The sequence below is a fragment of the Streptomyces buecherae genome, from assembly GCF_014295035.1.
Taxonomy (GTDB): domain Bacteria; phylum Actinomycetota; class Actinomycetes; order Streptomycetales; family Streptomycetaceae; genus Streptomyces; species Streptomyces youssoufiensis.
Window position 1 is genome coordinate 3,063,808 of record NZ_CP060404.1, and the last position, 14,269, is coordinate 3,078,076.

The following is a 14,269-nucleotide window of genomic DNA, read 5'->3' on the forward strand; positions in this document are numbered from 1 at the left end:
CGGCCGGGGGCGCCCCGGAAGGGGAGGCCATGTCCGCGCGGGCCTCTCAGGACCTCGCGTAGCCCCACTCGGCCTTCGGGGAGATGGCGCGGCACTCACTCACCACGCGCCAGCGTCTCCCGCACGACCTCCCCGAGCGGGACGCCGGGGGCCGGGTTGTCCACGCGCTCACCGATGATCTGGTTGAGCTGACGCTCTTCCCACTCCTGGTAGCCGCGTAGCACCTCGATGGACACGACGGCGGCGACCTGCCTGCCCCGGCGCGTGATCACCGTGGGTACGCCGTCGCGATCGGCTCGTTCCACGACCTCGGCCAGGTGCGCTCGGACATCACGGATGGACTCCATGGGCGGCGGCTGTGACATGCGCCCGAAGATGCCAGGTGTCGCGTGCGGTCACCACGGCCACAGCGGGCCACCGGCCGCGACCCAAGCCGTCGACGCGCCGTACGTGACGCCCACTGCCGCGAGAACACCCGCCACACCGCGCGCACCACGCCCCGCGTGAGCCGTCGCCGCTCCGTCCCGACCTGCCCTCCTGCTGGGCTACTCGCGGTATTCACGGGCGATAGGGTCGCTGGGGAACACCTGGAACCGGACAGACGCTGGTCTTGCCAGGAGGTGGGTCGACGATGAGCGACGAGCAGTACCGGATCGAGCACGACTCGATGGGTGAGGTGCGGGTCCCGGCGGACGCCAAGTGGCGGGCGCAGACCCAGCGGGCGGTGGAGAACTTCCCGGTGTCGGGCCAGCGGCTCGAGCGGGCGCACATCCAGGCGCTCGCCCAGATCAAGGCGGCGGCGGCCACGGTCAACGCCGGGCTCGGGGTGATCGACACGGAGATCGCGGACGCCATCGCCGGCGCGGCGGGCGAGGTCGCGGACGGGCGGTGGGACGAGCACTTCCCGGTCGACGTGTTCCAGACCGGCTCGGGCACCTCGTCCAACATGAACACCAACGAGGTGATCGCGACGCTGGCCACCGAGCGGCTCGGCCGGCCCGTGCACCCCAACGACCACGTCAACGCCAGCCAGTCGTCCAACGACGTCTTCCCGTCCTCGATCCACATCGCCGCCACCGCGGCCGTCACCGCCGACCTGATCCCGGCGCTCGACCACCTCGCCGAGGCGCTGGAGCGCAAGGCGCAGGAGTTCGCCCACGTGGTGAAGTCGGGGCGTACGCACCTGATGGACGCCACCCCGGTCACCCTCGGCCAGGAGTTCGGGGGCTACGCGGCGCAGGTGCGCTACGGCGTGGAGCGGTTGCGCAGCGCGCTGCCACGGCTAGCCGAACTGCCGCTCGGCGGCACCGCCGTGGGCACCGGCATCAACACCCCGCCCGGCTTCTCGGCGGCCGTCATCGCCGAGGTGGCCCGCGCCACCGGGCTGCCGCTGAGCGAGGCCAGGAACCACTTCGAGGCGCAGGGGGCGCGCGACGCCCTGGTGGAGACCTCCGGCCAGTTGCGGACCATCGCGGTCGGCCTCACCAAGATCTGCAACGACCTGCGGTGGATGGCCTCCGGGCCGCGCACCGGGCTCGCCGAGATCGCGCTGCCCGACCTCCAGCCGGGCTCCTCGATCATGCCGGGCAAGGTCAACCCGGTGATCCCCGAGGCGGTGCTGATGGTGGCCGCGCAGGTCACGGGGAACGACGCGACGGTGGCCACGGCCGGGGCCGCGGGCAACTTCGAGCTCAACGTGATGCTGCCGGTGATCGCGAAGAACCTGCTGGAGTCCATCCGGCTGCTCGGCAACGCGGCCCGGCTGCTCGCGGACCGCACCGTCGACGGGATCACCGCCGACGTCGAGCGGGCCAGGGAGTACGCGGAGTCCTCGCCGTCGGTGGTCACCCCGCTCAACCGGTACATCGGCTACGAGGAGGCGGCGAAGGTGGCCAAGCGCTCGCTGGCCGAGCGCAAGACCATCCGTCAGGTCGTCCTGGAGTCCGGATACGTGGAGCGCGGCGACCTGACCCTGGCCCAGCTCGACGAGGCCCTCGACGTGTTGCGGATGACGCACCCGTAAGGCCGGTACGGGGCCGCCCGCGCGGCGCCGGCGTACGAGCCGCGTACGGGCCCCGCGCGGGCGTACGAGCCCCGCGCGGGCGGCCCGTACGCCCGGTCGGCGGGCCCGGGGCGGGCGCCCGCGTGGCGGGCGGGGGCGGCGCGCGGCGCCGTCCTTGCGCGGCGCACGAGAGGTCGGCGGCGGCGGGCGAGGCGCGACGCGCGCCCCCGGCCGCCCGCCGTTCCCCCCGTGTCCGCCTCCCGTGCACTCCAGGAAATGGGATTCGTCACGGCGCGGCGGCTTTGCCGCGCCTAAGATCTGCTCATGACAGCGGACACGGTGGAGACGAGGGGCGCGACCGGCGCCGCCCACTGGGCGCCGGGGGACCAGGTCCTGTGGCGTTACCGGGCCAACGGCCGCGACCGCATCCACATCTGCCGTCCGGTGACCGTCGTGCGGGACACCGACGAGTTGCTCGCCGTCTGGCTGGCCGCCGACACGCGCTGCGTCAAGCCACGGCTGGCCGACGGCACGGAGATCCACCACGAGCCGCTGCCCACGCGCTACACCAAGCCCCGCACCCTCGCCCAGTGCCGCTGGTTGGGCACCGGCGTCCTCAAGCTGGCCCGGCCCGCCGACCCGTGGTCGGTCTGGCTGTTCTGGGACCGTGGCTGGCGCTTCCGCAACTGGTACGTGAACCTGGAGGAGCCCCGCGTCCGTTGGAGCGGTGGCGTCGACTCCGAGGACCATTTCCTGGACATCGCGGTCTACCCGGATCGGAGCTGGGAGTGGAAGGACGAGGACGAGTTCGCGCAGGCACAGCGCGCGGGCCTGATGCCGCCGCGCCAGGCGGCACGGGTGCGGTCCGCCGGCCGGGCCGCCGTGCGGGCCATCACCGCGTGGACGGCCCCGTTCCGGGACGGCTGGGAGGACTGGCGCCCGGACCCGAACTGGCCGGTACCCGAGCTTCCGGTGGACTGGCACCGCACGCTGGGCCGTCCGAGGTCGCCTGCCCCTTGAAGTCCACCTGGACTTCAAACGTAGGATCGTCCTCCGCAACACTGCTCCGGCAGGAAACAATCAAACGCAACTCACGAACAAAGTACGGAATTTGACGTGCGGTCACAGAAGGGCGATGTCGTGAGCGGTGACGGTCACCACGGGCACGAGGCGTACGGCCGGTTAGAGATCGATCGCAGCGGTCAGGCCGAGGCCTTCGACGCGATCGGGGACCGGTACGACGAAGCGTTTCCCCACAAGGACGGGCAGGTTCAGTCGAGCCGGTGGCTGGCCGGCGCGCTGCCCGCGAACTCCCGCGTGCTCGACGTCGGCAGCGGCACCGGGGTGCCCACCGCGCGCGAGCTGAGCGACGCGGGCCACGACGTCGTCGGCATCGACATCTCCCCCGGCATGCTCAAGATCGCCCGGGACAACGTGCCGAACGCCACCTTCCACCTCGCCGATATCGCGGGCCTGCGACCCGGCGCGCCCTTCGGCCCGGGCGGCCCGCGCGACCTGGGCCGCTTCGACGGGGTCAGCGCCTACTTCTCGCTGCTGATGCTGCCGCGCGCGGAGATCCCCCTCGCGCTGCGCACCCTGCACGGACTGCTGAAGCCCGACGGCCTGCTCGCGGTGGCCATGGTGGAGGCGGACGTGGACGACTTCGCGATCCCGTTCCTGGGCAACACGATTCGGGTATCCGGTTACCTGCGGGACGAACTGCGCCAGGTCGTGCACGACGCCGGCTTCGACGTCCTGGCCGAGGACTCGCACGCGTACGCCCCAGCCAGCACGGACGTGCCACCGGAGCTCCAGCTCTTCCTGCACTGCCGACGACGCGCCTGACATCGGTGCGCCCGACCGACGCGGGCGCACGGCCCCGGACGGATGGAAACCCACGCGTGACGGAGCATCCCACCTCCCACGACCGCAGGCAGGCCGCCGCATCCGCGACGGCCTCGGGCGCAGCCATGCCCGAAGACGCGCACGGCGCGGTCCCCGACCCACGCACCGGCCTGGGGCAGGGCCCCGGTCCGGCCGCCACGTCTGAGCCCGACCCCGACCACCGGCCACGCCCGGCCGGGCACGAGGCCGAGCCGCCCCGTCCGGGGCCGCCGGCGGCCTCCGCCGACGCGCAGCGGCCGGCGCCGCCCGTGGCCGCGCAGCCCCCGGGCGTCGGGACGTCGGGGGCCGACGCCAGCGCCCTCGCGGCGCGCGGCGGTGAGCGGCTGCGCTACGTGGGCGCCGCGACCCGGCGCATCGCGCGCGGCATCGACCTGGACGAGATCGTGCTCGGGCTCTGCCGGGCCACCGTGCCGACCTTCGCCGACGCGATCCTGGTCTACCTGCGGGACCCGCTGCCGGTCGGCGACGAGCGCCCGGTGGACCCGGTGATGCTGCGGCTGCGGCGTACCGACCGCATCCCGGAGGAGGCCGACACCGAGACCCGGCTGCCGCTGCTGCCCTCGGGCCCCGACCTGTCGCCCGCGCTCGGCGGCGGGCCCGCGGCCGACCTGTGCGAGGTGCGCGCCGGCGGGCCGCTGGCCGAGGTGTTGCGCGGGGTGCGCCCGGTCTTCGGCGACTCGGTCGCGGCCCGGGCGGCGCTGCCGGAACTGCTCGGCGAGGGCCGCACCGTGGCGACGGGGAACCGCGCCATCCTGGCGCCGCTGCGCGGTCGCCGCCGCGTGACCGGCGCCGCCGTCTTCATCCGCCGCCCCGAGCGACCGCCCTTCGAGCGGGACGACCTGCTGGTCGCCGCCCAGTTGGCCACGCACACCGCGCTCGGCGTGGACAAGGCGGTGCTGTACGGGCGGGAGGTGTACATCGCCGACGAGCTCCAGCGCACCATGCTGCCGGACTCGCTCCCCCAACCCACCGGGGTGCGCCTGGCCAGCCGGTACCTGCCCGCCGCGGAGAGCGCGCGGGTCGGCGGCGACTGGTACGACGCGATCCCGCTGCCCGGCAACCGGGTCGCGCTCGTCGTGGGCGACGTCATGGGCCACTCCATGACCTCCGCCGCGATCATGGGCCAGCTCCGTACGACGGCCCAGACGCTGGCCGGGCTCGACCTGCCGCCGCAGGAGGTGCTGCACCACCTCGACGAGCAGGCCCAGCGCCTGGGCACCGACCGCATGGCCACCTGCATGTACGCGGTCTACGACCCGGTCGCGCACCGCATCGTGATCGCCAACGCCGGGCACCCGCCGCCCCTGCTGCTGCACCGTGGCGGCCGGGCCGAGGTGCTGCGGGTGCCGCCCGGCGCGCCGATCGGCGTCGGCGGTGTGGACTTCGAGGCGGTGGAGCTGGACGCGCCCGCGGGGGCGACGCTCATGCTCTACACCGACGGCCTGGTCGAGTCGCGCATCCGCGACGTGTGGACCGGCATCAACCAGCTCCGCGAGCGGCTGACCGAGACCGCCCGGCTGACCGGGCCGAACCCGCCGCCGCTTGAGGCGCTGTGCGACGAGGTGCTCGACATGCTCGGCCCGGGCGACCGGGACGACGACGTCGCGCTGCTCGCCGCCCGCTTCGAGGGCATCGCGCCCAGCGACGTGGCGTACTGGTTCCTCGACCCCAAGGCGCAGACCGCGGGGCAGGCCCGCCGGCTGGCCCGGCGGGCGCTGACGCGCTGGGACCTGGAGGAGCTGACCGACCCGGTGGAGTTGCTGGTCTCGGAGGTGGTGACGAACGCCGTGCGGTACGCCGAGCGTCCGATCACGCTGCGGCTGCTGCGCACGGACGTGCTGCGCTGCGAGGTCGGCGACGACGTGCCGCAACTCCCACGGCTGCGCCAGGCCCGGCCGTCCGACGAGGGCGGGCGCGGCCTGTACCTGGTCAACCGGCTGGCGAGACGCTGGGGCGCGACCCGGCTGAGCACGGGCAAGGTGGTCTGGTTCGAGCTGGCCATGCCGCCCAAGGCCGCCGCCCACCCGGGATAACCCCTCGCGTACGGACGCGCCCCGCGGCCCCTTGACCGGGCCTCGCGGGGCGCCCGTGCGTCCGGCCCCGGCCGCGGGCCCCGCGAGCGGGCCCGGCGCCTCGAGCGCCGCGCGGCCGGTTCCGGGGGCGGGCGCGCACGCGGGCCGGTTACCGGGCCGCCGTGGCTACGGGGCCAGCGGCCACCGTGGGTCCTCGCGGCCCGGCTTGCCCGGCTCGTCGCCGGTCGGCGGGCCGCCCGTCGGGTCGGGGCCCGGGGTCGGGCTCGTGCCGGTCGGGTCCGGCGACGGCGGCGGCGTCGAGGGCGGCTTCGGGGTCGGGGTGGGCCTGGGCGAGGTGGGGGTCGGGTCGGGGGTCGGCGTGGGCGTCGGGCTCGGCGTGGTCGGCTCCGGGGACGGCTCGCTGGGCGTCGGGGCCGGGGGGCGGCGCGAGGCTCGTCGGCGGGGCGCTGGGCAGCCGGGTCGTGGGGGCGGCCGGCCCGAGGTCGGTGTCGAGGTCGAAGGCCGAGGGGGCCTGGCCGCTCAGCGCCGCCTTGGTGTACGCGGCCCAGACGTGGGCCGGGTAGGCGCCGCCGTCGACCCGGCCGCCGCCGCCCGCGCCGCGCAGCGAGACCTGCTCGCCCTGCTTGACCTTGCCCTTCGTCTGGTCGGCCTCGCCGAACAGGCCGACGGACGTCACCAGGTCCGGCGTGTAGCCCACGAACCAGGCCGACTTGTTGTCGTCGGACGTGCCCGTCTTGCCCGCGACGGCCTGACCCTCAGTGCGTACGGCCGAGCCGGTGCCGTCGTCCACCACGCCGGTGAGGACGGAGGTGACGGAGTCGGCGGTGCTCCGGCTGACGGCCTCCTCGCCCACCGGGTCCGGCAGGTCCGCCTTGTCGTCGCGCTTCTCGGCCGACTTCACGATGGTGGGCGTGACCTTCTTGCCGTGGTTGTCGAGCGTCGCGTAGACGCCGGCCATGTCCAGTGGGCTGGCGCCCATCACGCCGAGCGACATCGCCGGCCGCTCGACGAAGCCGCCGGCCTTCGGGTTCATGCCGAGATCGACGGCGGTCCGCTTGACGTCGCCGAGGCCGACGTCCACGGCCATCTGCGCGAAGACGGAGTTGACCGACTTGTTCATGGCCTGCTGCACGCTGATCGGCCCGTAGCTGCGGCCGTCCTCGTTGGGCGGCGCGAAGGGCGTCGTGCCGCCCCTGACCGGCCGCTCGCTGGTGCCGTCGTAGATGGTGCCGGGGCGGATCGGCAGGCCGTCGCGGGTCTTGGCGTCGTTCTCGAAGGCGGAGGCGAGAATCAGCGGCTTGAAGGTGGAGGCCGGCTGGTAGTCCTCGCGGGTGGCGTTGTTGACGTAGTGCCGGGTGTAGTCCCGGCCGCCGTAGAGCGCGACGATGCCGCCGGTCTTCGGGTCCACCGAGACCGCGCCCGCCTGCACCCGCGCGTCCACCGGTCGCGACTTCGGGTCGAGGTCGTCCAGGAGTTCGGTGTCCACGGCCCGCTCAAGGGCCTGCTGCCTGGTGCGGTCGATGTTGAGCGTGATGTCCCAGCCGCCGGCGGCGAGCAGGTCCTGCTCGTCCACGCCCGCCTTGATCAGCTCCTGTTCGGCCAGCTTGACCAGGTAGCCGCGCTGTCCGGTGTGGCCGGCGATCGCCTTCGGCGGCCCGGGGACGGGGAACTTCATGGCCTCCCGCTCGCCGGAGTCCAGCCAGTCCTTGCCGACCATGTTGTCGAGCACGTAGTTCCAGCGCTGCTTGACCAGCTTCTTGCCGACCGGCCCGGCCGCCGCCCAGTCGTACTGGCTCGGGGCCTGGAGCAGCGCCGCGAGGTAGGCGCCCTCGGGAACGGTCAGCTTCTCGACCTCCTTGCCGTAGTACGCGCGGGCCGCGGCCTGGATGCCGTACGCGTTGCGGCCGAAGTAGCTGGTGTTGAGGTAGCCCTCCAGGATGTCGTCCTTGGACTTCTCCCGGTCGAGCTTGAGCGAGATGACCAGCTCCTTGACCTTGCGGGAGACGGTCTGTTCCTGGGTGAGGTAGTAGTTCTTGACGTACTGCTGGGTGATGGTCGAGCCGCCCTGCTTGCCACGGCCGAGGACGGTGTTGACGATGCCGCGGGTGGTGCCCTTGAGGTCCACGCCGGAGTCGCTGTAGAAGTTCTTGTTCTCGGCCGCGACGAACGCGTGCTGGACGTCCTTCGGCACCTTGGACAGCTTCACCGACTCGCGGTTGACGTCGCCGGTGCGGGCGAAGACCGTCCCGTCGCTGTAGCGGTAGACGTTGGACTGGGCCTTGGCGGCGGCGTTGCCCGAGGGGACGTCCACGATCACGTACAGCGCGGCGAGGGCGCCCATGACCAGCGCGACCATCCCGAGGGCGTAGGCGAGCAGCTTCCGCCAGGTGAAGAAGCGGCGGATGCCGGTCTTCTTCGGCCTGGCCGACGCGGCGCCGACCTTGCCAGCCGTGCCAGTCTTGCCGGCGTTGCCAGCGCTGGCAGTCTTGCCGGAGTTGCCGGCGTTCGCGGACCCGCGCCCGCGTACGGCCCAGCGTGGCGCGTCCCGCCGCGCGGTGCCGCCTTCGGCGCCGGTGGCCGCGCGGGGCGCGCCGCCGGGTATCGCCGCCGGCGCGTTGTCCGCCGTGGCGCCAGTGGGTTTCCTCACGCGGCGGGCGCGCTTCTGGCGCGCCCGCCTGTCGTCCGCTCGGCCCATGTCTCCCGCCGCTCCAGTCGTTCACCTCGCCAGGTCAGACCATGTAGCTAACACCGCAAGAGACGGCAAAAGCCCATCGATCAAGCCATTTCGGGAGGTGACAATGAGCACTTCTCTACGGGGAACCGACAAATGGCAGCGGCAGAGGGTTGCCCGGGGCGTAAATGTGTTATCACTTTGCTAGACACTACGTACGGGCGAGGACGACCGCCTCGCCGCCGCGCGCCGGCCTGGTGCCGCGCGCGACCAGCCCACGGACACGGGGGACCCCACCATGACCGACGCCACTCCACGGACGCCCACCCCGGGCACCGACCCCGACGTGCCCGCGATGCCCGAGCCCCGGGTCCGGGAGTTCCCCGCGCACAGCGTGAGCGGCGGGCTCGCCCTGCTCGGCGGGCTGCTCGGCCTCTTCGGCGGCATCGGCGCGCTCGTCGGCGGCATCGCGCTGGCCAACGACGGCACGCCGGCGGCCGGCGTGCCGCTGATCATCGGCGGCCCGCTGCTGGCCGTCGCCGCCTTCCTGGCCATGTGCGGGCTGAACACGGTCGCGCCGGGCGAGGCCCGCGTGGTCCAGCTCTTCGGCCGCTACCGGGGCACCATCCGCACCGACGGGCTGCGCTGGGTCAACCCGTTCACCAGCCGCGAGAAGATCTCCACCCGGGTGCGCAACCACGAGACGGCCGTACTCAAGGTCAACGACGCCTACGGCAACCCGATCGAGCTGGCGGCCGTGGTGGTCTGGAAGGTCGAGGACACCGCGCAGGCCGTCTTCGAGGTCGACGACTTCCTGGAGTTCGTCTCCACCCAGACCGAGGCGGCCGTGCGGCACATCGCCATCGAGTACCCGTACGACGCCCACGAGGAGGGCGGCCTGTCGCTGCGCGGCAACGCCGAGGAGATCACCGAGAAGCTCGCCCTCGAACTGCACGCCCGGGTCGAGGCGGCGGGCGTACGGATCATCGAGTCCCGCTTCACGCACCTGGCGTACGCCCCCGAGATCGCCTCCGCGATGCTCCAGCGCCAGCAGGCCGGGGCCGTGGTCGCCGCGCGCCAGCACATCGTGGAGGGCGCGGTCGGCATGGTCGAGGACGCGCTGGAGCGCATCGCGGCGCGCGAGATCGTGGAGCTGGACGAGGAGCGCAAGGCCGCGATGGTCAGCAACCTGCTCGTCGTGCTGTGCGGCGACCGCTCCCCGCAGCCGGTCGTGAACACGGGCTCGCTCTACCAGTGACCGAGGAGCGCCCCCCGCGCCGGCCACGGCAGCGCAAGCAGATGCTGCTGCGGCTCGACCCCGCCGTGTACGACGCCCTGGCCCGCTGGGCGGGGGACGAGTTGCGCAGCGCCAACGCCCAGATCGAGTTCCTGCTGCGGCGGGCGCTCGCGGACGCGGGCCGGCTCCCCGGCGACGTCGGCGCCATCCCCCGCCGCGGGCGCCCCCCGAAGGCGGCGCACACGCCGGAACCCACGGCCGATCCGGCCACCGAAACACCCGCCGCGCCGGACCCGGCCTCGGGCTCAGGCCCGGTCGAGCCGCCCCCCGAGCCGGGCCCGACCGAGCCGGAGCCGGGCCCGACCGAGCCGGAGCCGGGTCCGACCCCGGACGCCTGAGGGCACTCCCCTCGGCCCACCCCGGACGCCCGAGCCCGCTCCCCGGGCCCACCTCACCCCGCCCCTAGCGACGCACCGCGACCCCAGCGCGGTGCGTCGCTTCGCGCTCCCCCGAGCCGTACGCCCCACACCCCGCCCCGATTCCCTCCCCCACTCCCCACCAGGGGCGATGCGCTATACGTGGCGGCTATACATACCGCGTATACACATGATGTAGAGTCCCGGTCATGTCCATCGGCCACACCCTTCTCGGGCTCCTGGAATCCGGGCCCCGCCACGGTTACGACCTCAAGCGCGCGTTCGACGAGCGCTTCGGGCACGACCGTCCACTGCACTACGGGCAGGTCTACTCGACCATGTCCCGGCTGCTGAAGAACGGCCTCGTGGAGGTCGACGGGATCGAGGCCGGAGGCGGGCCCGAGCGCAAGCGGTACGCCATCACGGACGCCGGAATAACCGACGTCGCCCAGTGGCTCGCGCAGCCCGAAAAGCCCGAACCGTACCTTCAGTCCACCCTCTACACCAAGGTGGTCCTCGCGCTGCTGACCGGCCGGAACGCGGCCGACCTGCTCGACACCCAGCGCGCCGAACACCTGCGGCTGATGCGCGAGCTGACCCAGCGCAAGCGCGGCGGCGACCTCGCCGACCAGCTCATCTGCGACCACGCGCTGTTCCACCTCGAAGCCGACCTGCGCTGGCTCGAACTCACCGCGGCCAGGCTCGACCAACTCGGCAAGGCGGTACGCGCATGACCCCCGCCGGCTCCCTGCTCGTCGCGTCCGCGCTGCGCAAGTCCTACGGGCCGACCCCGGCCCTGGACGGCGCGGACTTCTCCATCCACCCCGCCGAGGTCGTCGCGGTCATGGGCCCCTCCGGGTCCGGCAAGTCCACCCTGCTGCACTGCCTGGCCGGCATCGTCCAGCCCGACTCGGGCACCGTGCGCTACGACGGCCGCGAGCTGTCCTCGCTGCCCGACCGGGAGCGCAGCGCGCTACGCCGCGGCGAGTTCGGGTTCGTCTTCCAGTTCGGGCAGCTCGTCCCGGAGCTGACCTGCCTGGAGAACGTGGCGCTGCCGCTGCGGCTCAGCGGCACCGGCCGCAAGGCCGCCGAGGCGCGGGCCGCGGAGTGGCTGGAGCGCCTTGAGGTGGACACCGTGCGGGCCAAGCGCCCCGGCGAGGTCTCCGGCGGCCAGGGCCAGCGGGTGGCCGTGGCGCGCTCGCTGGTCACCCGGCCACGGGTGCTCTTCGCCGACGAGCCGACCGGCGCGCTCGACTCCCTCAACGGCGAGCGCGTGATGCAACTGCTCACGGACGCGGCCCGGGACACCCGGGCGGCCGTGGTCCTCGTCACGCACGAGGCGCGGGTGGCCGCCTACTCCGACCGCGAGGTCGTCGTACGGGACGGCAAGGCCAGGGACATGGCGGGCGCCGCATGAGTTCCCGCTCCCAGACACCCCGCACCGCCGGCGTCGCCGACACCGCCGACGTCCGCGCGACGGACACGCCGTACCCGGCCAGCACAGCCGACACAGCCGGCACGTCCGGTGCGTCCGGCGCGTCCCGTGCGGCCGGGGCCTCGGCGTCGGCCGGCGCGGGCCCGGGCGGCGGCCGGCCGCGCGGCCTGCGCAGCCCGTTCGACCTCGCCGGCTGGACCCGCGACCTGGGCCTCGGCGCCCGGTTCGCGGTCACCGGCGGCCGGCAGGGCTGGACCCGTACGCTGCTCACCGCCGTCGGCGTCGGCCTCGGCGTGGCGCTGCTGCTGCTCGCGGCGGCCGTGCCCAGCATCCTCGACAACCGCAGGGACCGCAGCCAGGACCGTTCCGTCGTGGGCTGGAACGAGGAGATGAAGCCGGGCCCCGCCACCTTCCTGCGCGCCAGCGGCGACACCGAGTGGCGCGGCCAGGAGATCGTGGGCAGCCTGCTGCGCGCGGAGGGGTCGCGGCCCCCGGCGCCGCCCGGCGTCTCCGCCATGCCGCGCCCGGGCGAGATGATGGTCTCGCCCGCGCTGCGCGACCTGTTGCGGCGCGACGACAGCAGCGTGCTGCGGGAGCGGTTCGCCGACTTCCGCGTCGTCGGCACGGTCGCCGACGAGGGGCTGCTCGGCCCCGCCGAGCTGGTCTACCTGGCCGGCAGCGACCGGCTCACCGAGAAGAACGCCCAGCGCGCCGACCACTTCGGCAGCGACGGCGAGGGTGAGCCGATGAGCGCCGTGCTCATCCTGCTGGCCGTGATGGTGTGCGTGGTGCTGCTGATGCCGGTGGCGGTCTTCGTCGGTACGGCGGTGCGGTTCGGCGGCGAGCAGCGCGACCGACGGCTGGCCGCGCTGCGGCTGGTCGGCGCCGACCTGCGCATGACGCACCGGATCGCGGCCGGCGAGTCGCTGGTCGGGGCGCTGCTCGGGCTGGCCGTCGGCTGTGCGATGTTCCTGATCGGGCGGCAGTTCATCGGCTCGGTCACGGTGTGGGACATCAACGTCTTCCCCTCCGACGCCGCACCGCACCCGGCGCTCGCCGCGTTGATCGCGGTGGCCGTGCCGGCCTGCGCGGTGCTGGTCACCCTGCTGGCGCTGCGCGGCATCACCATCGAACCGCTGGGCGTGGTGCGCGGCGGGACGCCGAGGCGGCGCCGGCTGTGGTGGCGCCTGGCGCTGCCCGCGCTCGGCTTCGGGCTGCTGCTGCCGATGATCGGCGACGTGAGCTACGACGCGGACAGCGACCTGAACACCTACCAGGTGGCGGCCGGCGCCGTGCTGGTCCTGGTCGGCGTGACCGCCCTGCTGCCATGGCTGGTGGAAGGGTTCGTGAACCGCTTCCGCGGCGGGCCGCTCTCCTGGCAACTGGCCATCCGCCGGCTCCAGTTGAGCAGCGGCACGGCGGCCCGTACGGTCAGCGGCGTCACCGTGGCGGTGGCCGGGGCGGTCGCCATCCAGATGCTGTTCGCGGGCGTGCAGGACGACTTCGAGAAGGACACCGGCCGCGACGCCGGCGACCCCCGCATCGGCTTCTCGCGGGGCGTGACGGACAGCGCCGACGCGGCGGGCACCATCACCGCGATCCGCGAGACGCCCGGGGCCCGCGACGTGGTGGCCCGGGTGCGGGCCAGCATCGGCAAGGCCGGCGTCACCGACCGGAACACGGAGAACGCCCCGGTCGAGGAGTTGTTCATCGCCGACTGCACGAGCCTGCGCACGTACTACGACATCGGCGCCTGCGAGGACGGCGACGTCTTCCGCAGCGGCCTGTCGCCGAGCAGCTTCGCCAAGCCCGGCGCGGCCGTCGACATCACGCCGCCCGGCTACGGAGACGCCCCGAAGGAGCACCTGTGGACGGTGCCGGCGACGGCCCGCACCGTGGCGCCGCGCGCGGACGCGCCGGCCGACGTGGTGCGGGGCATCGTGGCCACCCCGTCGGCCGTGCCCATCGACGACCTCACCGACCCGTGGCTGCTCATCGACCTCGACACGGACCCCGCGGTGCGGGACTCCCTGGATCAGGTGCGGAACACGGCGATGCGGATCGACCCGAGCGCCGCCGTGCTGGCCTACGCCGACGTCGAGCGCAACGAGCGCTACGCCGACATCCAGACCGGCCTGTTCGTCGGCGCGACGGTGACCCTGCTCCTGATCGGGGCGTCCATGGTCGTCACCCAGCTTGAGCAACTGCGCGACCGGCGGCGGCTGCTATCGGTCCTGGTGGCCTTCGGCACGCGGCGCACCACGCTGGCCTACTCGATCCTGTGGCAGACGGCCATCCCGGTCGCCATCGGCCTCGCGCTCTCCCTGGCGGGCGGTGCTGCGCTCGGCGTCGTCCTGCTCAAGATGGTGGACCGGTCGGTACAGGACTGGTCGGCCCTGGTCCCGATGGTCGGCATCGGCGCGGGCGTCATCGCCCTGGTGACGCTGGTCAGCCTGCCGCCCCTGTGGCGGATGATGCGGCCGGACGGGCTGCGGACGGAGTGATACCGATCGGGTGAAGCCCGTCGTACGGCACGCACCACGGAAGCTCGCCCCCGATGATTCCTCGAC

The 14,269-nt window shown here is 73.7% G+C and carries 9 protein-coding genes and 2 pseudogenes; 9 read left to right on the forward strand and 2 right to left on the reverse strand.

The window, feature by feature from the left end:
- Positions 1–95 precede the first annotated feature (95 nt).
- Positions 96–365, reverse strand: coding sequence for a type II toxin-antitoxin system Phd/YefM family antitoxin (locus H7H31_RS11355; protein WP_187063164.1), 270 nt, complete (start codon positions 363–365; stop codon positions 96–98).
- A gap of 266 nt (positions 366–631) precedes the next feature.
- Here H7H31_RS11355 and H7H31_RS11360 point away from each other — a divergent pair, with 266 nt between their 5' ends.
- The 4 genes from H7H31_RS11360 (at position 632) to H7H31_RS11375 (ending at position 5,940) form a co-directional block, all read left to right on the forward strand.
- Positions 632–2,023, forward strand: a complete 1,392-nt coding sequence (locus H7H31_RS11360) for a class II fumarate hydratase (protein ID WP_187063165.1) — start codon at positions 632–634, stop codon at positions 2,021–2,023.
- A 303-nt stretch (positions 2,024–2,326) separates the two neighbouring features.
- Complete coding sequence (gene fomD / locus H7H31_RS11365; protein WP_187063166.1) at positions 2,327–3,022, forward strand: cytidylyl-2-hydroxypropylphosphonate hydrolase; 696 nt, start codon at positions 2,327–2,329, stop codon at positions 3,020–3,022.
- A 120-nt stretch (positions 3,023–3,142) separates the two neighbouring features.
- Positions 3,143–3,847, forward strand: a complete 705-nt coding sequence (locus tag H7H31_RS11370; RefSeq protein ID WP_187063169.1) for a class I SAM-dependent DNA methyltransferase — start codon at positions 3,143–3,145, stop codon at positions 3,845–3,847.
- A 56-nt stretch (positions 3,848–3,903) separates the two neighbouring features.
- Positions 3,904–5,940: an ATP-binding SpoIIE family protein phosphatase gene (locus H7H31_RS11375; RefSeq protein WP_232109796.1), complete on the forward strand. Its 2,037-nt coding sequence runs from the start codon at positions 3,904–3,906 to the stop codon at positions 5,938–5,940.
- A 165-nt stretch (positions 5,941–6,105) separates the two neighbouring features.
- Here the strand turns inward: H7H31_RS11375 and H7H31_RS11380 are convergent.
- A pseudogene (locus H7H31_RS11380) lies at positions 6,106–8,635 on the reverse strand (transglycosylase domain-containing protein).
- Positions 8,636–8,909: 274 nt separating this feature from the next.
- Between H7H31_RS11380 and H7H31_RS11385 the strand changes: the two are divergent.
- The 5 genes and pseudogenes from H7H31_RS11385 (at position 8,910) to H7H31_RS11405 (ending at position 14,203) form a co-directional block, all read left to right on the forward strand.
- Positions 8,910–9,869, forward strand: coding sequence for an SPFH domain-containing protein (locus H7H31_RS11385; protein WP_187060051.1), 960 nt, complete (start codon positions 8,910–8,912; stop codon positions 9,867–9,869).
- A pseudogene (locus H7H31_RS34970) lies at positions 9,815–10,108 on the forward strand (hypothetical protein); the annotation flags it as partial. The gene H7H31_RS11385 and the pseudogene H7H31_RS34970, both read left to right, overlap by 55 nt.
- A 365-nt stretch (positions 10,109–10,473) precedes the next feature.
- Positions 10,474–10,998, forward strand: coding sequence for a PadR family transcriptional regulator (locus tag H7H31_RS11395; protein WP_187062151.1), 525 nt, complete (start codon positions 10,474–10,476; stop codon positions 10,996–10,998).
- Positions 10,995–11,681 (forward strand): ABC transporter ATP-binding protein, encoded by a 687-nt coding sequence (locus H7H31_RS11400; RefSeq protein WP_187062152.1) that lies wholly within the window; start codon positions 10,995–10,997, stop codon positions 11,679–11,681. Before H7H31_RS11395 ends, H7H31_RS11400 begins: the two co-directional genes overlap by 4 nt.
- The gene (locus H7H31_RS11405; protein ID WP_232109797.1) at positions 11,678–14,203 is read left to right on the forward strand and encodes an ABC transporter permease; all 2,526 of its coding nucleotides are present in this window, start codon (positions 11,678–11,680) and stop codon (positions 14,201–14,203) included. The genes H7H31_RS11400 and H7H31_RS11405 overlap by 4 nt, the downstream gene beginning before the upstream one ends.
- Positions 14,204–14,269: the final 66 nt, after the last annotated feature.

Coding starts and splice junctions, on each gene's coding strand:
- H7H31_RS11355 (WP_187063164.1), bottom strand. CDS start 365: ATGTCACAGCCGCCGCCCATGGAGTCCATCCGTGATGTCCGAGCGCAC.
- H7H31_RS11360 (WP_187063165.1), top strand. CDS start 632: ATGAGCGACGAGCAGTACCGGATCGAGCACGACTCGATGGGTGAGGTG.
- fomD (WP_187063166.1), top strand. CDS start 2,327: ATGACAGCGGACACGGTGGAGACGAGGGGCGCGACCGGCGCCGCCCAC.
- H7H31_RS11385 (WP_187060051.1), top strand. CDS start 8,910: ATGACCGACGCCACTCCACGGACGCCCACCCCGGGCACCGACCCCGAC.
- H7H31_RS11395 (WP_187062151.1), top strand. CDS start 10,474: ATGTCCATCGGCCACACCCTTCTCGGGCTCCTGGAATCCGGGCCCCGC.
- H7H31_RS11400 (WP_187062152.1), top strand. CDS start 10,995: ATGACCCCCGCCGGCTCCCTGCTCGTCGCGTCCGCGCTGCGCAAGTCC.
- H7H31_RS11405 (WP_232109797.1), top strand. CDS start 11,678: ATGAGTTCCCGCTCCCAGACACCCCGCACCGCCGGCGTCGCCGACACC.